The sequence below is a fragment of the Metabacillus sp. RB-C-LZQ-3-1 genome (genome assembly GCF_058315175.1).
The window spans coordinates 32,265-53,473 of the sequence record NZ_JBZFLI010000025.1 but is presented as its reverse complement, the minus strand read 5'-3'; the positions used below and the strand labels follow the sequence as shown (position 1 = coordinate 53,473).

At 37.6% G+C, this 21,209-nt stretch carries 19 protein-coding genes; 11 read left to right on the top strand and 8 right to left on the bottom strand.

Translation table 11 applies throughout. From position 1 onward, the window contains the following. Window positions 1-7: 7 nt before the first annotated feature. The 3 genes from metH to AC4GZ8_RS23835 all read right to left on the bottom strand — a co-directional run bounded on the left by metH (window position 8) and on the right by AC4GZ8_RS23835 (window position 6,548). The gene (gene metH, locus AC4GZ8_RS23845; protein ID WP_491084373.1) at window positions 8-3,430 is read right to left on the bottom strand and encodes a methionine synthase; all 3,423 of its coding nucleotides are present in this window, start codon (window positions 3,428-3,430) and stop codon (window positions 8-10) included. Continuing rightward, window positions 3,423-5,276 (bottom strand): bifunctional homocysteine S-methyltransferase/methylenetetrahydrofolate reductase, encoded by a 1,854-nt coding sequence (locus AC4GZ8_RS23840; RefSeq protein WP_491084372.1) that lies wholly within the window; start codon window positions 5,274-5,276, stop codon window positions 3,423-3,425. Before AC4GZ8_RS23840 ends, metH begins: the two co-directional genes overlap by 8 nt. Window positions 5,277-6,056: 780 nt before the next feature. Beyond that, complete coding sequence (locus AC4GZ8_RS23835) at window positions 6,057-6,548, bottom strand: YajQ family cyclic di-GMP-binding protein (RefSeq protein WP_491084371.1); 492 nt, start codon at window positions 6,546-6,548, stop codon at window positions 6,057-6,059. Window positions 6,549-7,098: 550 nt separating this feature from the next. Here AC4GZ8_RS23835 and AC4GZ8_RS23830 point away from each other — a divergent pair. From AC4GZ8_RS23830 to AC4GZ8_RS23820, 3 genes are all read left to right on the top strand, one after another. Then, on the top strand, window positions 7,099-7,962 hold the full coding sequence (locus AC4GZ8_RS23830) for a CvfB family protein (RefSeq protein WP_491084370.1): 864 nt from the start codon (window positions 7,099-7,101) through the stop codon (window positions 7,960-7,962). Window positions 7,963-8,095: 133 nt separating this feature from the next. Beyond that, window positions 8,096-9,058 (top strand): BMP family lipoprotein, encoded by a 963-nt coding sequence (locus AC4GZ8_RS23825; RefSeq protein ID WP_491084377.1) that lies wholly within the window; start codon window positions 8,096-8,098, stop codon window positions 9,056-9,058. A gap of 9 nt (window positions 9,059-9,067) precedes the next feature. After that, window positions 9,068-10,720 (top strand): methyl-accepting chemotaxis protein, encoded by a 1,653-nt coding sequence (locus tag AC4GZ8_RS23820; RefSeq protein WP_491084369.1) that lies wholly within the window; start codon window positions 9,068-9,070, stop codon window positions 10,718-10,720. 169 nt (window positions 10,721-10,889) lie between these two features. Here the strand turns inward: AC4GZ8_RS23820 and AC4GZ8_RS23815 are convergent, their stop codons facing one another. Further along, window positions 10,890-11,021, bottom strand: coding sequence for a DUF3941 domain-containing protein (locus AC4GZ8_RS23815; RefSeq protein ID WP_491084368.1), 132 nt, complete (start codon window positions 11,019-11,021; stop codon window positions 10,890-10,892). 61 nt (window positions 11,022-11,082) lie between these two features. Continuing rightward, window positions 11,083-11,940, bottom strand: a complete 858-nt coding sequence (locus AC4GZ8_RS23810; protein WP_491084367.1) for a DegV family protein — start codon at window positions 11,938-11,940, stop codon at window positions 11,083-11,085. A 391-nt stretch (window positions 11,941-12,331) separates the two neighbouring features. Between AC4GZ8_RS23810 and AC4GZ8_RS23805 the strand changes: the two genes are divergently transcribed. Both AC4GZ8_RS23805 and AC4GZ8_RS23800 read left to right on the top strand, forming a co-directional pair. Continuing rightward, window positions 12,332-13,174 (top strand): YitT family protein, encoded by an 843-nt coding sequence (locus tag AC4GZ8_RS23805; protein ID WP_491084366.1) that lies wholly within the window; start codon window positions 12,332-12,334, stop codon window positions 13,172-13,174. A gap of 7 nt (window positions 13,175-13,181) precedes the next feature. Next, window positions 13,182-13,658 carry a BsuPI-related putative proteinase inhibitor gene (locus tag AC4GZ8_RS23800; protein WP_491084365.1) on the top strand — a complete coding sequence of 159 codons (477 nt, stop codon included), beginning with the start codon at window positions 13,182-13,184 and terminating at the stop codon, window positions 13,656-13,658. Window positions 13,659-13,687: 29 nt separating this feature from the next. Here the strand turns inward: AC4GZ8_RS23800 and AC4GZ8_RS23795 are convergent, their stop codons facing one another. The 3 genes from AC4GZ8_RS23795 to AC4GZ8_RS23785 form a co-directional block, all read right to left on the bottom strand. Further along, window positions 13,688-13,882: a DUF3813 domain-containing protein gene (locus tag AC4GZ8_RS23795; protein ID WP_491084364.1), complete on the bottom strand. Its 195-nt coding sequence runs from the start codon at window positions 13,880-13,882 to the stop codon at window positions 13,688-13,690. Next, window positions 13,883-14,032, bottom strand: a complete 150-nt coding sequence (locus tag AC4GZ8_RS23790; RefSeq protein ID WP_491084363.1) for a hypothetical protein — start codon at window positions 14,030-14,032, stop codon at window positions 13,883-13,885. It lies immediately after the preceding gene. Between the two features lie 119 nt (window positions 14,033-14,151). Then, window positions 14,152-14,964 (bottom strand): Cof-type HAD-IIB family hydrolase, encoded by an 813-nt coding sequence (locus tag AC4GZ8_RS23785; protein ID WP_491084362.1) that lies wholly within the window; start codon window positions 14,962-14,964, stop codon window positions 14,152-14,154. Between the two features lie 409 nt (window positions 14,965-15,373). On the opposite strand from AC4GZ8_RS23785, the gene AC4GZ8_RS23780 reads away from it, so the two are divergent. The 6 genes from AC4GZ8_RS23780 (at window position 15,374) to argD (ending at window position 21,195) form a co-directional block, all read left to right on the top strand. Continuing rightward, on the top strand, window positions 15,374-16,141 hold the full coding sequence (locus AC4GZ8_RS23780; protein ID WP_491084361.1) for an alpha/beta fold hydrolase: 768 nt from the start codon (window positions 15,374-15,376) through the stop codon (window positions 16,139-16,141). Window positions 16,142-16,234: 93 nt separating this feature from the next. Then, window positions 16,235-16,543, top strand: coding sequence for a metal-sulfur cluster assembly factor (locus AC4GZ8_RS23775; RefSeq protein ID WP_491084360.1), 309 nt, complete (start codon window positions 16,235-16,237; stop codon window positions 16,541-16,543). Window positions 16,544-16,867: 324 nt separating this feature from the next. Next, window positions 16,868-17,905: an N-acetyl-gamma-glutamyl-phosphate reductase gene (gene argC, locus AC4GZ8_RS23770; protein WP_491084359.1), complete on the top strand. Its 1,038-nt coding sequence runs from the start codon at window positions 16,868-16,870 to the stop codon at window positions 17,903-17,905. 106 nt (window positions 17,906-18,011) lie between these two features. Further along, on the top strand, window positions 18,012-19,244 hold the full coding sequence (gene argJ, locus AC4GZ8_RS23765; RefSeq protein WP_491084358.1) for a bifunctional ornithine acetyltransferase/N-acetylglutamate synthase: 1,233 nt from the start codon (window positions 18,012-18,014) through the stop codon (window positions 19,242-19,244). An 11-nt stretch (window positions 19,245-19,255) separates the two neighbouring features. After that, window positions 19,256-20,038 (top strand): acetylglutamate kinase, encoded by a 783-nt coding sequence (argB, locus tag AC4GZ8_RS23760; protein ID WP_491084357.1) that lies wholly within the window; start codon window positions 19,256-19,258, stop codon window positions 20,036-20,038. Beyond that, window positions 20,035-21,195: an acetylornithine transaminase gene (argD, locus tag AC4GZ8_RS23755; RefSeq protein ID WP_491084356.1), complete on the top strand. Its 1,161-nt coding sequence runs from the start codon at window positions 20,035-20,037 to the stop codon at window positions 21,193-21,195. The genes argB and argD overlap by 4 nt, the downstream gene beginning before the upstream one ends. The last annotated feature ends 14 nt before the right edge of the window (window positions 21,196-21,209 follow it).

The following is a 21,209-nucleotide window of genomic DNA, read 5'->3' as shown; positions in this document are numbered from 1 at the left end:
TCATATATTACATGACATTAAAATATTTTGCATCTGGATGAGCAACAACGATCGCTGTAACAGATGCTTCAGGCTCCATCATGAAGCCTTCTGTTAATTGAATACCGATGTCCTCTGGACGAATAAGATTAAATAGCTTTTCTTGATCTTCAAGATCAGGACATGCCGGATAACCAAAGGAATAGCGCTGACCTTGGTATTTTGCCGAAAATCGTTGGTCCATTGTGAAATCTGGTGCATCAGGGAAGCCCCAGCGGTCACGGATGAGTTGATGTGTACGTTCAGCTAATCCTTCTGCAAGCTCTAAAGCTAGTGCCTGAACAGCATGACTCTTTAAGTAATCACCTTGTTCTTTAAATCCTTGAGCGAGTTCACGGATTTGACTTCCTGCTGTCACAGCAAACATGGCAACATAGTCGAAGCCATCTTCTTGTTTTGGACGAACATAATCAGAAATACAGCGATGCGGCAGCTTTTCCTGTCTTGGGAAATCAAATGTTTGTAAAATTCGATCTGTATTTTCAGGATCTACTATATGGAGTTTATTTCCTTCACTGTAGGATGGAAAGAACTGATATACCGCTGCTGGTTTGAACCATTTTTGCTTGGCGCCATCCTTTAATAACTCCTGGATAAGCTCTACAAGCTCGACGGCTTTAGGATCCTTCTTTTGTACGAGCTCTTTAATTTTTCCTTTTAACCCTAGATGATGTCCGATAAGCATTTGCATATTTACATAAGGAATGATTTGGGTAAGGTTAATATCCTTAATAATATGACGCTTAGTATCAACCGGTGTAAAAATAGGTGCTTCACTCACATTTCCGCGCTTGATTAGTAATTCTGTAACAGCTTGTGCTTGTGCTGTCTTCGGTTTTGCCTCTTCAGCTACTGCAGCTTCCTTGGCAGCAAATAATTCAGGTGATGTACGTAATTGATTTGCTAAAGATAATCCATCCATCGCATCCTTTGCATAGACAACTGGTCCGTTGTACTCAGGAGCAATTTTCATTCTCGTGAATTTTCTGGATAAAGCAGCACCGCCAACTAAAATTGGTAAATGACAGTTCGCTTTGTGTAAGTCCTGGGCAGTGATCACCATTTGCTGTGCTGATTTAACAAGTAAGCCGGACAAACCGATAAGATCTGGTTTCTCGTCTTTTACAGCTTGAATTAATGTTTGTGGAGTTACCTTTATGCCGAGATCAACAACTTTATAGCCATTATTGCTTAAAATAATATCAACAAGGTTTTTACCGATATCGTGAACATCACCTTTAACAGTTGCAAGAAGGATTTTTCCTTTTCCGCTATCATCGCGTTTTTCCATGAACTGCTCTAGGTAGGAAACAGAAGCTTTCATGACCTCAGCACTTTGGAGAACCTCTGCAACGATTAATTGATTATCATTGAATAAAACCCCAACTTCTGCCATACCCTCCATTAATGGTCCATTAATGATATCAAGCGGCTCTGGATATTTCTTAAGAGCTAACTCTAGGTCTGGAATAAGACCTTCTTTTGTTCCTTCTACGATATAGTTTGCTAACCTTTCCTCTAAGGTCAGGTTTTGAACAGGTTTTTTGTCTTCTTTTTTCTTACCGCGATAGAAAGCCGTGAATTTGGCTAATGATTCATCTGTTGTATTAAATAAAAGATCTTCAGCCATTTGAATTTCTTCTTTAGGAATCGAAGCAAATCTCTCTAATTTTTCTGTGTTTACAATCGCATAATCAAGTCCGGCCTGTGTACAGTGATACAAGTAAACAGCATTCAATACTTCACGTCCAACTGGAGGAAGGCCGAACGAAACATTACTAACACCTAGAATGGTTAAACATTCAGGGAGTTTTTCCTTGATAAGCTGGATACCGCGAACAGTCTCATTTGCTGAACCGATATATTGCTCATCTCCAGTTCCAACTGGGAAAACAAGCGGATCAAAAATTAAATCACTTGCTTTTAGTCCATGTTTTTTGACGAGAAGGTCATGAGAGCGAATCGCTACCTCAAGTTTCTTTTCAGCTGTTAAGGCCATACCAACTTCATCAATTGTTCCAACGACTAATGCGCCGCCGTACTTTTTAACAAGGGGAACAATAGCGTCAAAACGTTCTTCGCCATCCTCAAGGTTAATCGAGTTGATAATGGCTTTACCTTGAGAATATTTCAGTGCTCGTTCAATGACTTTTTCATCTGTTGAGTCAATAACAAGTGGCGCCTTTACTTTTTTTACAACCTCTTTAATGAAAGCTTCCATATCCTCAAGCTCATCTCTGTCAGGGTCAGCTAAACAGATATCAATAACATGGGCGCCGTTTTTTACTTGTGCTCTTGCAATTTCGGATGCCTCTTCGATTTTGCCTTCTGCAATCAGACGTTTAAATTTGCGTGAACCAATAACATTGGTACGTTCTCCAACGAATAATGGACGCATTCCTTCTTCATAGAGAAGGGCATCGATTCCAGAGACTGTATGACCGATTGAAACTTCTTCGATTTTGCGAGGGGAAATGGTTGAAACAGCCTCTGTAATAGCACGTATATGTTCAGGTGTTGTACCACAGCACCCGCCAACTAAGTTCAGCCAGCCTTGCTCAGCAAATGCGACTAGTTTTTTAGCTAATGATTCAGGTGATTCATGATAATTTCCTTCTTCATCAGGTAAGCCGGCATTTGGGTAGCAGCTAACTGCCGTATTAGCTAATCCTGATAGGGTACGGATATGGTCTGTCATAAATTCGGGTCCAGTTGCACAGTTTAGTCCAACAGAAATCGGCTTCATATGTTCAAGTGATATATAGAATGCCTCGATATCCTGCCCAGCTAAAGTCGTTCCCATTGGTTCAATTGTTCCTGAAACCATTAGGGGAAGCTCCTTACCTGTATTTTCAAATGCTTGTTGAATTCCTAAAAAGCCGGCTTTTACATTTAACATATCTTGGCTTGTTTCAAGAAGGAGCAAATCAGCTCCTCCAATGATTAATCCTCTTGCTTGTTCCTCATAGTTCTCAACTAATGTATCGAAGGTTGTTCCACCTGTAACAGAAAGAGTTTTTGTTGTCGGTCCCATTGCTCCGGCTACGAACCTAGGCTTTTCAGGTGTTGAATATTTTTCCGCTGCACGTTTGGCAATTTTAGCTGATTCAATATTTAATTCTAATGCCAAGCGACCAAGATCATATTCATCTAACACGAGACTTGTAGCACCAAAAGTGTTTGTTGAAATAATATCTGAACCAGCTTCCAGGTAAGCTTCATGAATAGCTTCAATTGTTTTTGGTGAAGTCAATGTTAGATACTCATTACACCCATCATAATCTTCTCCGCCAAAATCTTCGGGGGACAGGTTTGCTGCTTGAATCATTGTACCCATCGCACCATCTAGTACAAGTATTCGTTTTTCTAGCTCTTTTTTGATGCTACACATGTGTAATCTTCCTTTCAGCTCGCTGTTTTTCCTTTTCATGGATGTAATTTGTTAACTCCACTGTAAGGTCGTATTGTAAAAATGGTGTAATTAAATAAATTCCATTAAATAGATCGAAGGCTGTGTCAATTAAATCTTTTGCAATAGCAAGGCCTTCTTGGCGCGCCTGCTCTTTGTCTGATCCTGCTGAAGCCATTTTTTCACGAATAGAATCTGACAGCTTAATACCAGGGATTTCGTTATGAATAAATTCGGCATTCCGGCTAGACGTTAATGGCATAATTCCGATATAGATTGGAGCTTGGAGATTGCGAGTTGCTTCATATACATCGATAATTTGCTGATTTGAATATAATGGCTGAGATATAAAATAATCAGCACCATGAGCAATTTTCTTTTCAAGTCTGACAACTGCTTTATCTAAGTGTCGAACATTAGGGTTAAACGCGGCAGCTACAGAGAAATTCGTTTTTTGTCCAAGCGGTTTTCCTGAATAGGATACACCGTTATTGAACTGTTTGATTAGACTGATTAAATCAAAGGATGATACATCATAAACAGAGGTTGCCCCTGGAAAATCACCGATTTTTGATGGATCACCTGTGATGGCTAATACATCTGACATACCTAAAGAGTGTAAGCCCATGAGATGGGATTGAAGACCGATTAAGTTTCGATCGCGACATGTAATATGAATTAAGGTTCTTGCTCCAGTTTTTTCTTTTGCTAAAATTCCGGCAGCCAGATTACTGATTCTTGGTGAAGCTAATGAATTATCTGCAAGAGTTAATGCATCGATTCCTGCGTCATGAAGTGCTCCTGCACCTTCAAGGAATTTTTCCATGCCTAGTTTTTTAGGCGGATCTAATTCGACTATAATGGAACGTCTTTCCTGAACAATTTCCTCAAGAGGTGTTGGAGAATCAATAAGATTTTCACGAACATTTAGTTGCGATGATGCAGCTACCTTTACCTGTTTAGTTGTAATAGGTGCTAGGTTCGAAACAGCTTCAGCCATTGCTTTAATATGCTTAGGTGTTGTTCCGCAGCATCCGCCTATTAATCTCACACCTTGATCTCTAAATTTCAAAGCACTTTCTCTGAAATAGGTTTCATCAGATTCATAGACAAGACGTCCTTCGTTTAATGCAGGTAAACTGCTGTTTGGAAAAACGGATAGATAGGCTTGCTCTGGAATCGGAACCTCTTCTAACGATTGAATCATATGATAAGGACCTAAGCGGCAGTTTAATCCTACAACATTTGCTCCAAGATCCTCCAAAATCGTAAATCCATCCTTTAGTGATGTTCCATCTTGCAAGACGCCAGCTTCATGTAGGGAAACATTCGCAATAATTGGCTTGTTTGTTTCCTTGCGGGCAATTTGAAGAACAGTCTTCATTTCTTCCATATCATAATAGGTTTCAAGAAGCAGGCCATCAACATTCTCATTAAGAAGGAGGTATAGCTGCTCTCTAAAGTTTCGTTTAATTTCTTCGATACTATGAGCACTCTTTTTAAAGGATCTAACCCCGCCAATCGTTCCGAAAACATATGTGGATGAATTTGCAGCTTTTTTGGCGATTTCTACAGCTTTTTTATTAATTTGCCTAATTTCATCCTCTAATCCATATCGAGAGAGCTTTATGTCATTAGCGCCATATGTGTTTGTTTGAATCAAGTTTGCGCCAGCTTCTATATAGGCTTGATGAACAGCAAGTACATCCTCAGGCTTGGATATATTCAATTCCTCAAAACAACGATCAACACCATGTGCATAAAGCATGGTACCCATCGCACCATCGCCAATTAAAATTTTACTTTTTAAATCTTCTAAAAAACTCATTGAGTAAAGCCTCCGATCTATATAAATGGTAGATATGGTTCTGTAAGGAAAATAAAAAAAGCCTTCTCAAGAGAAGGCTGGATGATTTTTAGCTTCTCCTTATCTTTCAAGCATCTTACATGCTTAGCTGGAATTAGCACCTTGGCACTCGCAGAAGTCTTGGTAGGGTGTGGAGAATTGATTGACGGGTTTTAGAATAAAACACTTCTAAAAATGTGGTGTGTATTTTCTTTTAGCACGGCAAGCTTTCGCCTGCTGGGCTTGCAGTACAAGCCTTGGAAAAATAAGTTAAAATGCCTCGAACAAACAAAGGAGCTTTGTTCGAATCATTTTAATTTATTTTTCTGTGCTAAAAGAAAATAACTTAGGGTCACGATTTAATTTAGTCAATCAATGTCCACTGGACTTCACTCGTTATGGACCGGTTGCTGAAGCTTCATAGGGCCAGTCCCTCAGCTTCTCTTGATAAGATATGAAATTATCGTATGAACTTTAACGCATTAAAAAGTATTACAACTAATTTATCTAATATTGCGAAAAATATCAATAGTAAAATAGCAATTTGGCAAATTTCACTTGTATGAGGTGTATTTTTAATTGGATGAACTGGAAGTATTTAGTGTATCGGAACCTTTATCCCGCTCTTTACGGGCAGTAAGACTCTCCTGATGATCGTTTCACTTTATAAAAATATGAATGGAAAAGGAATTTATACATGTGGATATTTGGTTGGATCAATGAGCAGGGCTGGACTTGAAAGGACTAGCCCTGCTATTAAAGTTATCGATAATTAATAAATTGAACATCAATTGGTAGGTCAGCTTCTCTTATTGCTGCAATAACCTTTTGTAGATCGTCACGACTTTTACCTGTTACACGAATTTGATCGTCTTGGATTTGCGTTTTTACTTTTAAGCCCCTGTCCTTAATAATGCTATTAATCTTCTTAGCATTGTCTTTATCAATGCCTGAAACGAGTTCAGCTCTTTGACGAACAGTTCCGCCTGAAGCGTTCTCAACCTTTTTATAAGAAATATTTTTGATTGGAACATTTCGTTTAATTAGTTTTGAAATAAGAACATCCTTTAATTGTTCAAGCTTATACTCATCATCAGAAACAAGAACAAGCTCTTCTTTTTCTAATGAGATCGTGCTTTTGCTGCCTTTAAAGTCATATCTTGTAGCGATTTCCTTCATTGCGATGTTAATCGCATTCGTCACTTCTGGAAACTCAATCTTTGATACAATATCAAATGAACTATCTTTCGCCATATTTATCCTCCATTACGTATATAATATAGGTTGATTATAGTAAAATAAAACAACGATCACAACTTTTGAAGTGACAAAGTATGAAATCTTGAAAGGTTTTCTAGACTTTTAGGTTTCATTCTATAAGGTTGTTGTTTTCAGTAGTTATTTAAACAAAAACGTTTAGGTTGATTGGAGCGAAAGGTGCGAGACTCCTGTTTAGAAATGCGGAAGGGCCTGTTTAGCATAGGGCAAATAAGACGCTCTTAAATAGAAGACGTTCCTTTGTCTTTCATTCAAGAGTGGCTTATGACCTCGAGGCAGTTACTTACGCGACGTCCTGTCGCTGTAACTGCACTTGCACGTCCTGTGCTTCGGGGCTAGGCGCTGGAGCAAATCAGGGGAGTAGCGTGACAGGTGAGACTCCACAGGCGCTTTGCAATGAGGATTCTCACTGCACGCCCACTTAAGATGAGCATCCTGTAGCGGAAATCAACCACCTTAATACTTGTTAAATAGCGAAAAAGTTAGTGGGGGAACCCTATTTTTTAAAGAAAGAGAGGATACATTTATGATCCCAGGTACATTTGCAACATTAACAATAGATGAAAAGGTGGATTTCGGTTATTTTCTTACAGATGGAAAAGAGAGAGTGCTTTTGCATAATAATGAAGTGATCGGTGAAGTGGAAGAGGGAGAAGAAGTTGAGGTCTTCTTCGGAGTTGATGCTCAAGATCGACTTTATGCAACAATGAAAAAACCATACATTACAGAAGATACATATGCTTGGGTAGAGGTTGTTGACATTGTCGAAGATATGGGAGCGTTTGTGAACATTGGGCTAAGTAAAGATGCTCTAGTTGCGAAAGATCATCTTCCTTTTTTAAGAGAGGTTTGGCCGAATGTAGGGGACAAGCTTTATTGCACATTAAAGGTATCGAAAAACGGGAAATTTTTTGCCCGATTAGCAACAGAAGAAATTGTTGAGCCTCTTATGAAAAAGGCAGACAGCTCTTTATTTAATAAAGAGGTACAAGGAACGGTTTACCGAATGATTGTAGCAGGATCATTTATTTTAACAGAAGAGGGATATAAAGGGTTTATCCATTCTTCACAACGTGAGGTTGAGCCAAGATTAGGTGAGACTGTTACCGGAAGAGTCATTGATGTGAAAGAGGACGGAACAATTAATGTTTCTCTTCTTCCTCGAAAACATGAGGCACAAAGTAGTGATGCCGAGAGAATTTATGCTTATATGCAACAGAGAAATGGTGCAATGCCTTACACGGACAAAAGCGATCCTGAGGATATTAAAGAGCGGTTCAATTTAAGTAAGGGTGCTTTTAAAAGGGCTTTAGGTCTTTTGATGAAAAATGACCGTGTATACCAAAAAGAAGGTTGGACGTACTTTAAAAAAGAGGGAAACAACGAATAACGAATGGAATGGTTTTCACATTTTCAAAATGTGAAAACCATTTTTTTTATGTAAAATCCCTTAAAAATCACCTTTTATTGTCGATACAAGTAATGGCATAAAAATTGTTTTAAAGCGAGGTTTTAATATGATCATCAAGAAAATAGCAACGATGGCGGTGTTTTTATTTATTCTCATTTTAGCCGGTTGCTCACAGGAAGAAGCAGCTAGTGCGGTGGATGAAAAGGTGAAGATTGGCATTATGCTGTCTGATGTCGGTCTAGGGGATCAATCTTTTAGTGATGCAGCATTTAATGGACTAATAAAAGCGAGAGATGAACTTGGAATAAGATTTGATTATCGGGAATTAAAGGAATCAGAAACTTATGAAAATGGTTTAACAGAGCTGGTAGAAGCGGATCACGATATCATTGTCGGTCTTGGTTTTATGGTGCAGGAAGATCTTGAAAAGGTTGCACAAAAATATCCGGAGCAGCAATTTATTTTAATAGATGCAGTTTCAGAGCTTAAAAATGTTACATCCATTACCTTCAAGGAAGATCAAGGCAGCTTTTTAGCTGGAGTTGTTGCTGCATTAACGACTAAATCCAATAAATTAGGGTTTATTGGCGGTGATGATGTCCCTCTCATTAATAAATTCGAAAACGGGTTTGTAGAAGGTGCTAAATCAATTAATCCATCAATAAATGTTGATGTTAAATATGCAGGTGACTTTGGGAATGATCAATTAGGAGCTAAGTTAGCTCGCGAAATGATTCAGAACGATGCTGATGTATTATATGCTGCAGCCGGGTTTACTGGTGTTGGTGTGTTAAAAGAAGCTCAAGCTAACAAAGTATTCGCAATTGGGGTCGACAGTGATCAATACTTTTACGCAGAAAAGGCAGTTGTGACTTCGATGTTAAAAAATGTTGATGTGGCTATGTATCAATTAGCAGAGCAGCTTATGAAAGATGGGAAAGTGCAAACAGGACATATTGAGTTAGGGATAGAGGACAATGGAATAGGACTAGCTCCTCTAAGAGTACTTCCATATACTCAAGAACAACAAGACATAATTGAAGAATGGAAAACGAAACTATCAAGTGGCAGCTAGGAGGATAACATGACGATTAAGAAAAAAATACTATTTAACTCAATTAGTGTACTGATCATTGCTATTTTTATGATTGCGTTCATTATTTTTAATATGCTTTCCATTCAATCATCTAACCAAGGTGAGGTCACCACTTTATTAAATATTCAAAAGCTTCAAGCTGAGTTGAATGCAACAAAACAGGGGTTAGACAACTTTTCTGTGACAGGAACAGATGCGCAAAAAGAAGAAGTTTTATTAAATATAACGAAAAGTCATACTCTTTTTTCGGAAATTGAAAAGGAAGTCATACATGAAAAAAGTGTAGAAGCATTAAAAAAGGCTACATCAAAATATGAGCAGTGGGAAATTGAAGCAAATTCTGCGTTAGAAGACAAGGCTGGTCCAGAAGCGAAGCGACAGTCTATCCGCTTGAATGGAGTAATGAATGATATTCATCTATTAAACGAATATGCGAATGAACAATATTCGATTTTACAAAAAAAATTAGCAAATCAAATTTCGTTTGTGATCATTTCATCTATTGTCGGGATTATTGTTTTAATCGGATTATCAACGTTCATCACAATAAAGATCACAAACTCAATTACTCGTCCGCTAAAGCAACTATCTAACAATGCAAAACAAATTGCTTCAGGTAATCTTATTGTTGAAACTATTGCATATAAAGGCAAAGATGAATTAGGATCATTAAATATCTCCTTTACTCAAATGGTAGAGCAATTAAAAGAATTATTATTCTCAATTGAAACAGCGAGTAAAAATGTGGAAAGCTTCGCAAAAGATTTAGAAGCAGAAAATAAGGGGTTAACAGCGATAACAAACCAAGTTGCGATTTCTACAAATGAAATGTCAATTGGTACGCAAAGCATATCTAATGATTTACAAGATGCTGTGACATTAATTGAAAAAATGGACAATAAATTTAAGGAAAATGTGCGTACATCGGAAGAATCGGTTTCATTTGGAACAGAGGTTGTATCAGTAATTACTGATGGACAAGGGGCCATTGAAGTTCAGCGTACATTGATGGTGAAAAATCAGCAAACAAGTCAACAAATAGATGCAGCAACGAAGACATTTGCGGAATATACAACTGAAATTGAGGATATGGCCAAAACCGTTTCTGGCATAGCTGATCAAACAAACTTGTTAGCCCTAAACGCAGCGATTGAAGCCGCACGAGCTGGAGAGGCTGGAAAAGGATTTGCGGTTGTAGCAGACGAGGTTCGAAAATTAGCTGAGGAAGCAACTAATTCAACAAAGCATATCTTTGATATGGTTGCTAAAATTAAAGAAGGCATCTCTGATATTAGACAAGCCGTTCAAACTGGGGTATCTATTGCAAATGATCAGCAACAGTCTATGAATACAACAACTGAAGCATTTAGAAAGATCGAAAATCGAGTAGATGAAATGATGACAAGACTTGCTTCTTTAGTAGATGGAATGAATATCTCTAAACAGTTTGGTGAACAGGTTTTAAATAGTGTGGAAAGTATTAGTGCGGTGGTGGAAGAAACAGCAGCAGGAAATGAAGAAATTTCCGCCTCTACGACAGAGCAGCTTTCTGCTTTTGAAAAAATCGTCGATAAGGTTGAAACTTTAAGAAAGCTTACAGATGACCTGCAGTCAACGATGAATTATTTTAAATTAAAATAAGACAAAAAGGGCGGTTCTAAGAATCACCCTTTTTTACCTGTTTGGAAAACTATAAATTGTAAGAACTGTGGTAAGCGCTTCGGCATCCAAAGGCGCTAGCACAGCATTTATAAGTTTTGTACTTAGTTTCGGTGTCTAGCTCCAGGCGAATGCTTAGCGCCTTGCACTATTAGATATGATCAGTTTTTTTAGAATATTGTCTTTCGCCCTTTTGGCGATTTTTTTCACGCATCATATTTTTCTCATGGCGCTTAGCATTGTTGTCTTTTGCCTTTTTATCATTATCACTAGTATGTGGCATGATGAAGCTCCTTTCAAACGAATGTAAGCTTATCATTCCCAAACAAAAATACTCCTATGTGTTATACCTCATCATTTAAAAAGAAAATCGCGAGTGTTCCGGGTCCGGAATGGGCGCCAATTACTGCACCAACAAGATTCACATAAACCTCTTTTGGTGAAAATGCCTCTTGAATCATTGCCTTTATTTCATTTGCTGCTTCCACATCATCACCATGGCTAATGGCGATTGTTTGATTTTCGAGGTTCACACCGCGTTCCTTCATGATTTCAATGATTCTTCTGTATACTTTTTTACGACCTCTGATCTTTTCCAGCGGAACAAGTTTTCCATCTTCAACATGGAGGAGAGGCTTGATATTTAATAAACCACCGACAAATGCAGATGTTTTGCTTATTCTCCCGCCACGGGCTAAGTAGTCTAAGTTATCAACAGTAAAAATATGCTCAACCTTTTGGCAATAATTTCTTACAGCTGATTCTATTTCAGAAAGTGGTTTTCCGCTGCCAGCGAGGTCAACTGCGTATTTGACTGCTAAACCGCAACCTAATGAGGCACATTTTGAATCGATAATAGATAATTCAAAATCCGGAAATTCCTCTAAAACTTCATTTCGAATCATCATGGCCGTTTGAAACGTTCCAGAAAGCTCTGAAGAAAAACAAACATATAAGCTAGGAGTCCCTTTTTTAGCAAGGTCTGTAAATACATCTTTAAATAAAGAAGGTGAAATTTGTGAGGTCTTCACTACTGTTCCAGCTCGCATGGAATCATAGATTTCTTTTGGCTTAATTTCCTTTTGATCCTCTAGCTGTTTCCCTTCGATATCAACACTTAAAGGGAGAAATGTCACAGAATGATCTTCGAAAAACTCAATTGGTAAATCTGAAGCACTGTCAGCTAAAATGTGAACATTCATTTTAACACCTCATTAAACTCAAAATATGGGTCAATTGCCGTTATGTGTAAAACAGGCTATTTATGTTTAGTTTATCCCATTCTTAACGGGCAGTAAAACCCTATCTCAAGATTCTAGAAAAACAAAGAAGATAGGTGGGGGATAACTGCCCGTCAAGATTCGACGAAGGACAGGATGTGGCGTTTTGAGCGTGATAAGTCTCAGCACACCATCAGTGGGGTATAAAGATAAAACCCACTGATGAAAGTCTCGCTTTATCATTCCAGGGGTAAAAAACAATCTTTGTATTCAAATGCTGCAAAGTTGGGAAAAACTAGAGCAAGTAGATAATTATGTTCTTTCTGTTTTTTAGATCAGTAATTAGAGACACATACAAATAGGAGGAAAATAGATGCTTAAAAATGAAACGATGAAGATCATCGTTGTCATCATTGGTGCTTTTTTAAATGCTGTTGGATTGAATATGTTTTTAATTCCTGCAAATGTATATGCAAGTGGTTTTACAGGAATAGCGCAGCTTCTTTCCAGTATACTAGAGGAGTATTCACCATTTTTTATTTCTACTGGTGTGTTATTATTACTCTTGAATATACCCGTTGCCATTTTAGGATGGTTAAAAGTAGGTAAGTCCTTTACTCTATATAGCTTCTTAAGTGTTGCAGCAACAACGTTTTTTTTAGGAATTGTTCCTTTGCATTCATTTTCAGAGGATATTTTATTAAATGCTGTGTTTGGCGGTGTAATTGTTGCTGTTGGGGTTGGTATTACCTTGAAATATGGAGCCTCAACAGGTGGTTTGGATATTATTGCCATGATCCTTTCCAGAATGAAAGATAAGCCGGTTGGGACATATTTCTTTTTATTTAATTCGATCATCATTCTTACAGCTGGTTTATTATATGGATGGGAAAAAGCGTTGTATACACTTGTAGCTCTTTATGTGTCAACAAGGGTCATTGATGCCATTCATACAAGACATGCGAAATTAACGGCTATGATCGTTACAAAAAAGGCTGATTCATTAAAAAAAGCCATTCATTCTCGTTTGGTTAGAGGGATAACGATGATCCCTGCAAAGGGTGCATTTACGAATGAACCAAAAGATATGCTTATTATTGTTATTACAAGATATGAACTATATGACCTTGAAAAAATTATTAAGGAAGAAGATCCGAATGCATTTACTAATATTGTTCAAACAACAGGGATTTTTGGCTTCTTTAGAAAGGAATAGGTATGAAATGAGATATTCATTCATGTTTTTTATGTTGATATTGTCGGTTCTTTCTGGTTGTTCTGTTGAAAACAAAGGCAATGCAGAAGAGATAGATCAAGAGGTGGAGGTGCAAGAAGTCATGAGTAATGAGTTGAAGTTAGATTTTTATGTTATGCCATTAACAAAAGAAACCCAATTTGTCATTTCCTTAACAAATCAATCAGATCAGTTGAAGAAGCTGGAATTCCATAGCGGTCAAAAATATGAAATTATCGTAACGAATGATAAAGATGAGGAAGTGTATACCTATTCAAAGGGAAAGATGTTTTCACAAGCACTCGAATCGGCCTTAATCAAGGCTGGGGAAAGTATGGAGTGGGAAGAAACATGGCAGCATGAAAACTTGCCTCCCGGACAATATAAGGCAAAGGTTTCTATTTTATCTCATAAGTCCGAAAATCTCACAATAGAAAAGGAATGGACTGTCCCTTCAGACAATTAGAATGAAGGTCAGTCCATATAAACTGAAGCTTATATAGAGTCAATCATTTGTTGAAACTCTCTTAATTGCGCTCTCTCAGCATCTGTACTATTTGTAAATGCTGATGATAGGGCGTTTTTTGCTTTCATAACTGCATTATTTTTATCACCCTGCACTGAGCCTGAAGCAACTGAATTTGCATAGGCGACAGCTTCACGTGCTTGTTGGAATAATTGGTTGCTCATTTAAAAACCTCCAAGCATGCTGTCGTCAGTTTTACTCATCTTTTGTTCTGATTCAGATAGTGTTGAATGGTAAGGGAACCTCTCATCGTGCTTAGTAACTGTATCTTTGCCTTGTTGTACAAAACGTTTTGATTTGTTACGTTTACCCATTGAAAAAGCCCCCCTTTAGGATGTTGACGCTATTTTGCTTACGTCAAGATTATTTTGTGCGATACAACAAATAATATAAATGGCAATATGTATCTATTTTGTTTGAGATTTTGGTCACTTTAAAGGGATAAAACTTCTTTTAAGTAATGAGCGATACCATCTTCTTCATTTGTTTTTGTTTTTTTATTTGCTACTTTTTTTAGCTCATCAATTGCATTTCCCATTGCAACTCCATGCCCTGCGTATTGGAGCATTTCTAGATCATTATCTTCATCACCAAAGGCGATAATACGATCTTGGGGGATATTATAGTAGGAAGCAATTTTTTGTAATCCAATCGCTTTATTCATACCTGCTCGAATAATCTCAATCACATGCCAAGGTGCAGCCCATCTTCTATGGTCGACGACTTCAGCATGAACATCTGATAAATAAGTTCTTATTTTTTCAACATCTTCTTCAGCTGCATGAATGAGGATACTTGTTACGTCTTCACCTAGGTTTTTACGTAAATCTCCAATCTTTATATCTGGATGTCCCATGCTAAAAACATCAATTAGCTTTTCATCATGATAATGGAAGTACACATCATCAACAATCTCAGCTAATACATTATGTAGATTATGCTCTTCGGCGACATTAATAATTTCTTTCACTACTTCTAAATCAAGTGTAGTATGATAAGTTCCCCAATCTTGGTCTTTAGGATGATGAACATATGCACCATTAAAGTTAACGATTGGTGTAGTTAATTCTAATTCTTCATAGTAAATGGAGCTTGAACGGAATGGTCTTCCTGTTGCGATACAAACAATATGACCAGCTTCCTTAGCTTTTTTAATAATGTCTTTGTTATAAGCTGAAATGGTCTTATCATCTTTTAAAAGTGTCCCATCTAAATCTAAAGCGATTAAATAAGGTTTTGTATCCATAACGTCTCCTTTTTACAAAAAATTTTGTTGCTTTAGTTCATACGTCGCTAACCGGTCGCTTCCGCTTTTCTATGGAGTAAGAAGCAAAACTGTTCTAACCAAGTGTGGTGTCTAGCTCCAGCGACCAGCGCCTAGTGAACTTCACACTCCTCCTTACGATAAGTCAACATCGACGCTTGCGCTCTTCGTGTTTCCTTTTCCCGACCTAAAAAGTCGGATAAGTCTCGCTATCCATTAGAGGAAAGAGCGTCTCTAATGGTAGTCTCGCTTTATCTCATACGGAGTGCTCCAGTTCATACGTCGCTAACCGGTCGCTTCCGCTTTTCTTTATTAGTGTATCTTTTTTCCAAGTTTTATGTCTACATGTTACACTAATTTAGTGGGAAAATAACTAGGGAGGCGCTTTTGTTTGATTATTGTAGAAAAATTACATATAGAGGGAATTCCGACATTACATGTTGTGAAAGAGTCGTTAAGAGATATAAAAACACCTTTCGTCATGTTTATTCACGGTTTTACGAGTGCCAAGGAAAATAATCTTCATTTTGCCTATTATTTAGCTGAAAAAGGCTTTAGGGTTGCATTACCAGAGGCGTTGTATCATGGTGAAAGAAGTGAGCAACATACTAAGAAAGAATTATCATTTCGATTTTGGAAAATCGTTTTAAATGAAATAAGCGAAGTAAATAAAATTAAGGAGTACTTTGAGCAAAAACAATGGATTGATTCAAAGCGAATTGGCCTTGCCGGGACGTCAATGGGTGGGATAACGACTCTAGGTTCACTTACCCAATACGATTGGATAAAAGCAGCTGTTAGCTTAATGGGAAGTCCTTGTTATACAGAATTATTGAACAGGCAGCTTGATGCATTAAAGCAAAGTGGTGTGGAAATACCACTTTCTCCTGAAGAGATTGAGGAGCAGCTCTCATTACTAGCGTCCTATGATTTAAGTCTTCAAAAAGAAAAGCTTCATCATCGACCATTGCTTTTTTGGCATGGTGAGCGCGACCAAGTTGTCCCGTTTGCTCCAACGTATCAATTTTATAAGGATATTGTCCCAATGTATGAAAATGAGCCAGAAAAACTTCGGTTTATTGTAGATCAATTAGCAGATCATAAAGTATCAAGAGAAGGTGTTTTAGCATTAGTTGAGTGGTTTGAAAAGTATCTATAATGGATAAGAAAAGCAGAATACTTTCTTTGACAGGATACATTTACTATACTCAAAGTACGAAATAACTTAAATAAGGAAAGGAGTGTTTAAGAAATGGATGAATTATTAAAAGATAATATTTATGGCGCATTAGAAACGGTTGTCGACCCGGAACTTGGTGTAGACATTGTCAATCTTGGTTTAGTTTACGATGTGGAAATGGATGAAGAGGGACATACAATTGTAACGATGACCCTTACTTCAATGGGATGTCCTCTTGCAGCGACGATTGTTGAACAAATCAAAGTAGCTCTTCAAGATATACCAGAAGTGAAAAGTTCAGAAGTAAATATCGTGTGGAGTCCGCCGTGGTCAAAAGATAGAATGTCAAGAATTGCAAAAATCGCATTAGGTATTCAATAAAAACAAGTAAGAGTAACTCATATACAAATGATACAAATCAACCTGGAGGTTATAGGGAAGTATCAATGTATAAGGAGTTACTCTTTTTTATTGTCCTTAGATACTAAAATCCAGCATTTTGTTATCACTATTCAATTTTCAAATTTTTTATGCAATTAAATGTATATATATAATGTCATGGTCATCCCTGTTGTTGCCTGATTTCTCTTTCGTTATCAAGATTTTTTTGAAAAATTTGCAAAAATAGTATTTATACACTTGATTTTATTTTTATACATATTTATAATTGAGAAATAATTTAGTAATTTAAGAGAAGGTGATTTGGTGAAAGTCGGAATTATCGGAGCCACAGGATATGGTGGAGTCGAATTATATCGTATATTATCCAATCATCCACATGTAGAAGAATGTATCCTTTATTCATCTTCAGAAATGGATGTTCCATATAGCAACTCGTTCCCGCATCTCCATCAATTAAGCGATCATCTATTAAGAGATATCAATATTGATGAAATAAAAAATGAAATCCAGTTTTTGTTTCTTGCAACACCGCCAGGAGTTTCGAGGAACTTAACACCTCAATTTCTCGGATCAAATGTTAGGATTATTGATCTTTCAGGTGACTTGCGATTAAAAGATAGATTAGCTTATGAGCACTGGTATAAACGACCTTGTGTATCTGATGATGTTTTAGAAAATGCTGTATACGGGCTGTCTGAACTTAATAAAGAAGAAATTGTGAACGCAAATATTCTTGCAAATCCAGGCTGCTTTCCAACAGCTACAATTTTAGGTCTGGCTCCTGTTGTCCAAAACAAAGTCGTCGATGTGCAATCGATTATTGTAGATGCTAAAACTGGAGTATCCGGTGCAGGGCGCAATGCATCACAAACTACACATTTTTCTGAAGTAAATGAAAATATGAAAATATATAAGGTTCATGAACATCAGCATGTTCCGGAAGTTGAGCAAGCACTTCACTCTTTAAATGAAGCTGTTGGTGCTATTTCATTCTCAACTCATTTAATTCCAATGACACGTGGAATAATGGCAACAATTTATGCAAGTGTAGAAAAATCATATACAACAGAAAAATTACTAGATTTATATAAAAGCTTTTATGCTGAATCGCCTTTTGTTCGTATCCGAGAGCAAAATGTATTTCCTTCAACGAAGGAAGTGTACGGTTCCAATTTTTGTGATATCGGTTTAAAACTTGATGAACGAACAGGCAGAATCACAATTGTTTCAGTGATTGATAATTTAATGAAAGGTGCAGCAGGTCAAGCGGTCCAAAATTTCAACCTAATGAACGGATATGAGGAAACAACCGGCTTGTATTTTGCACCTATTTATCCATAAAGACTACTTTGCAGATGAAATGGAATGGTCAGGCTAGAGGACAGATTGACTAAGCCAACGTCATTGTAAAAGAGTTTTGATCATGACAACCAGGGAGGAAAAAGAAGTGCTACAAGCAAAAGAAACATCTGCCATTACGAAAATTGAAAATGGATCTGTTGTGACACCAAAGGGATTTTCCGCTGACGGTGTTCATGCTGGACTAAGGTATTCAAGAAATGACTTAGGTGTCATTTATAGTGAGGTACCAGCAAATTGTGCAGCGGTTTATACTCAAAGTCATTTCCAAGCAGCTCCACTAAAAGTAACGCAAGAAAGCATTGCCCAAGAAGGATTGCTTCAAGCGATTGTTGTTAATAGTGCGAATGCTAATGCGTGTACAGGAGAACAAGGTTTAAAAGATGCATATGAGATGAGAGAAAGAACTGCAGGTTTGTTTAATATAAAACCTCAATATGTGGCGGTTGCTTCAACAGGTGTGATCGGGGAATTTTTGAAAATGGATAAAATCCGGGCTGGAATTGAGCAGCTAAAACCTAAAGCAACACATGAAGCGGCTGAAGCCTTTCAAACGGCAATTTTAACGACAGATTTGGTCATGAAAACATCGTGCTATCAAGTTGAAATTGATGGGAAAACTGTTACCATTGGCGGGGCGGCGAAAGGTTCCGGGATGATTCATCCAAACATGGCAACGATGCTTTCTTTTGTTACAACAGATGCAAAAATTGATTCTGCATCACTTCAAGCACTTTTAAGTAAAACAACAGATAAAACGTATAATCAAATTACAGTTGATGGTGATACCTCAACAAATGATATGGTTTTAGTAATGGCAAATGGCCAGGCTGAAAATGAGCTGTTAAATGAAAATCATCCTGGATGGAATGATTTTAAAGCAGCATTTCAACTAGTTAGCGAAGAGTTAGCAAAGCAAATTGCTAAAGATGGTGAAGGAGCAACAAAACTAATCGAAGTAGAAGTAACGGGAGCGAAAACAAAACAAGAAGCGAATATTGTTGCGAAGAAGATTGTGGGATCAAGCCTGGTTAAAACAGCTGTTTACGGAGCTGATGCAAACTGGGGAAGAATTATTTGTGCAGTAGGATATAGTGAAGCACAGGTGGAGCCTGAGAAAATTGATATTTACTTAGAGGATATTTGTTTATTTACCGATAATCGTCCACAATCATTCTCAGAGGAAGCGGCCTCAACTTACTTAAAGCAGGAACAGGTGAAAATTACAGTTAACCTCGGTGTTGGAGATGAAACAGGAAAAGCCTGGGGCTGTGATTTAACATATGATTACGTGAAAATCAACGCAAGCTATAGAACGTAAGGGAGATTGTTATGTCGAAAACAGTTGTATTGAAATGTGGCGGAAGTACTGTTCATCAATTGTCAGAGTCATTTTTTCATAGTTTGAAAGCATTGATTTCTTCAAATTGGAAAGTGATGATCGTCCACGGTGGCGGACCGGATATCACAAATATGCTAAAGGCTTTAAAAATTGAAACAGAATTCTACAATGGTCAACGTAAAACAACGGAAGAGGTACTTGAGGTTGCGGAAATGGTGTTAGCAGGGAAAATAAACAAGCAACTAACAAACCTATTAAAGCAAAAGGGATTAAAATCTATTGGATTGTCCGGAACTGATGATCATCTTTTGCAAGCGGACTTCTTGGACCAGGAACACCTGGGGATGGTTGGAAAAGTAACATCTGTTAACACTGCTGCTGTAGATTTGTTAATGGATAATGGCTATATCCCAGTTGTAGCGCCACTTGCGAGCACTGTCACACACCAAACCCTTAACGTGAATGCCGATTTAGCAGCTGCAGCTATCGCGAATGCTGTAGGAGCAGAAAAATTTCTATTTGTAACAGATGTACCAGGTATTTTAGATCAAGAAAAGCAAGTCATTGAGACCGTAACACCGATTCAAATCAACGAACTGATCAAAAGTGAAGTCATTACAGGCGGAATGATACCAAAGGTTGAATCAGCTTTAGCAACTCTTTCAGATATTTGCCAGGAAGTTATGATTGTAAGTGGACAACAAGCATTTATTGAAAATGATGCTTTTAAGGGAACCAAAATTGTGAGTGAAAAGGAGGTCCTGTCATCATGAGTTATTTATTTCCAACATATGCCCGCTGGGACGTAACAATTAAAGAAGCAAAGGGTTCTTGGGTTACCGATGTAAATGATATAAAGTATTTAGACTTTATTTCTGGAATTGCGGTTTGTAACCTTGGTCATGCAAATGAGGAAGTGACAAATGCTGTTCAGGAACAACTAACAAAATTTTGGCATATGTCCAATTTATTTCATCAGCCAATTCAAGAAGAAGTGGCAAAGCTTCTCGTAGAAACAAGTGACGGAGATGCAGTATTTTTCTGTAATAGTGGAGCTGAAGCGAATGAAGCAGCCATTAAGCTGGCGAGGAAGCATACTGGTAAAACAAAGATTGTTACGTTTTTACAATCATTCCATGGCAGAACTTTTGCAACAATGTCAGCAACTGGGCAGGAAAAAATTCAACAAGGCTTTGGACCTTTACTCGAGAAGTTTCAATACCTGCCATATAATAATGTTGAAGCATTAGATGAGCTAGGAAATGATGTAGCAGCAATTATGCTTGAAGTTGTTCAAGGTGAAGGCGGCGTCATTCCGGCTGAGAAGGAATTTATTCAAAAAATAACAGAAACATGTAAGAAGATCGGTGCATTACTTATTATAGATGAAGTTCAAACAGGAATCGGGAGAACCGGAAAACCATTTGGTTATCAACATTATAAAGTTAAGCCTGACATTATTACGTCTGCTAAAGGTCTTGGCAGCGGGTTACCAGTTGGAGCGATGATTGGTCAAAAATCTCTCATTAAAACATTTCAAGCTGGAAGCCATGGGTCTACCTTTGGAGGTAATCCAATTGCAATGGCTGCAGCAAAAGTTACATTAGAGACAATTTTAGAGGAAGAATTTTTAAAAGAAGTTGAAGAAAAAAGTAACTATTTAATAGGGAAGCTGAATAGTTTAGTAGGAAAGCATCCACTAGTAAATGAAGTTCGCGGAAAGGGATTGTTAATTGGGATTGAATGTAAAGAACAAGTCTCTCAATTAATTGATCAACTAAGGAATCACAAGCTGCTTGTTCTGCCAGCTGGTCCTAATGTCATCCGTTTACTCCCGCCATTAACAGTGTCTTATGAAGAGATTGATACAGCTGTTAAAACGATTGAAGAAGTTTTTCAAGCGGTGGACTATTCAGTAGGAGCTCATTAATTTGAGCATTTTTT

Coding starts and splice junctions, on each gene's coding strand:
- AC4GZ8_RS23820 (WP_491084369.1), top strand. CDS start 9,068: ATGACGATTAAGAAAAAAATACTATTTAACTCAATTAGTGTACTGATC.
- argD (WP_491084356.1), top strand. CDS start 20,035: ATGAGTTATTTATTTCCAACATATGCCCGCTGGGACGTAACAATTAAA.
- AC4GZ8_RS23815 (WP_491084368.1), bottom strand. CDS start 11,021: ATGCCACATACTAGTGATAATGATAAAAAGGCAAAAGACAACAATGCT.
- AC4GZ8_RS23830 (WP_491084370.1), top strand. CDS start 7,099: ATGATCCCAGGTACATTTGCAACATTAACAATAGATGAAAAGGTGGAT.
- AC4GZ8_RS23795 (WP_491084364.1), bottom strand. CDS start 13,882: ATGAGCAACCAATTATTCCAACAAGCACGTGAAGCTGTCGCCTATGCA.
- AC4GZ8_RS23840 (WP_491084372.1), bottom strand. CDS start 5,276: ATGAGTTTTTTAGAAGATTTAAAAAGTAAAATTTTAATTGGCGATGGT.
- AC4GZ8_RS23805 (WP_491084366.1), top strand. CDS start 12,332: ATGCTTAAAAATGAAACGATGAAGATCATCGTTGTCATCATTGGTGCT.
- AC4GZ8_RS23800 (WP_491084365.1), top strand. CDS start 13,182: ATGAGATATTCATTCATGTTTTTTATGTTGATATTGTCGGTTCTTTCT.
- AC4GZ8_RS23785 (WP_491084362.1), bottom strand. CDS start 14,964: ATGGATACAAAACCTTATTTAATCGCTTTAGATTTAGATGGGACACTT.
- AC4GZ8_RS23810 (WP_491084367.1), bottom strand. CDS start 11,940: ATGAATGTTCACATTTTAGCTGACAGTGCTTCAGATTTACCAATTGAG.
- metH (WP_491084373.1), bottom strand. CDS start 3,430: ATGTGTAGCATCAAAAAAGAGCTAGAAAAACGAATACTTGTACTAGAT.
- argB (WP_491084357.1), top strand. CDS start 19,256: ATGTCGAAAACAGTTGTATTGAAATGTGGCGGAAGTACTGTTCATCAA.
- AC4GZ8_RS23775 (WP_491084360.1), top strand. CDS start 16,235: ATGGATGAATTATTAAAAGATAATATTTATGGCGCATTAGAAACGGTT.
- AC4GZ8_RS23790 (WP_491084363.1), bottom strand. CDS start 14,032: ATGGGTAAACGTAACAAATCAAAACGTTTTGTACAACAAGGCAAAGAT.
- AC4GZ8_RS23835 (WP_491084371.1), bottom strand. CDS start 6,548: ATGGCGAAAGATAGTTCATTTGATATTGTATCAAAGATTGAGTTTCCA.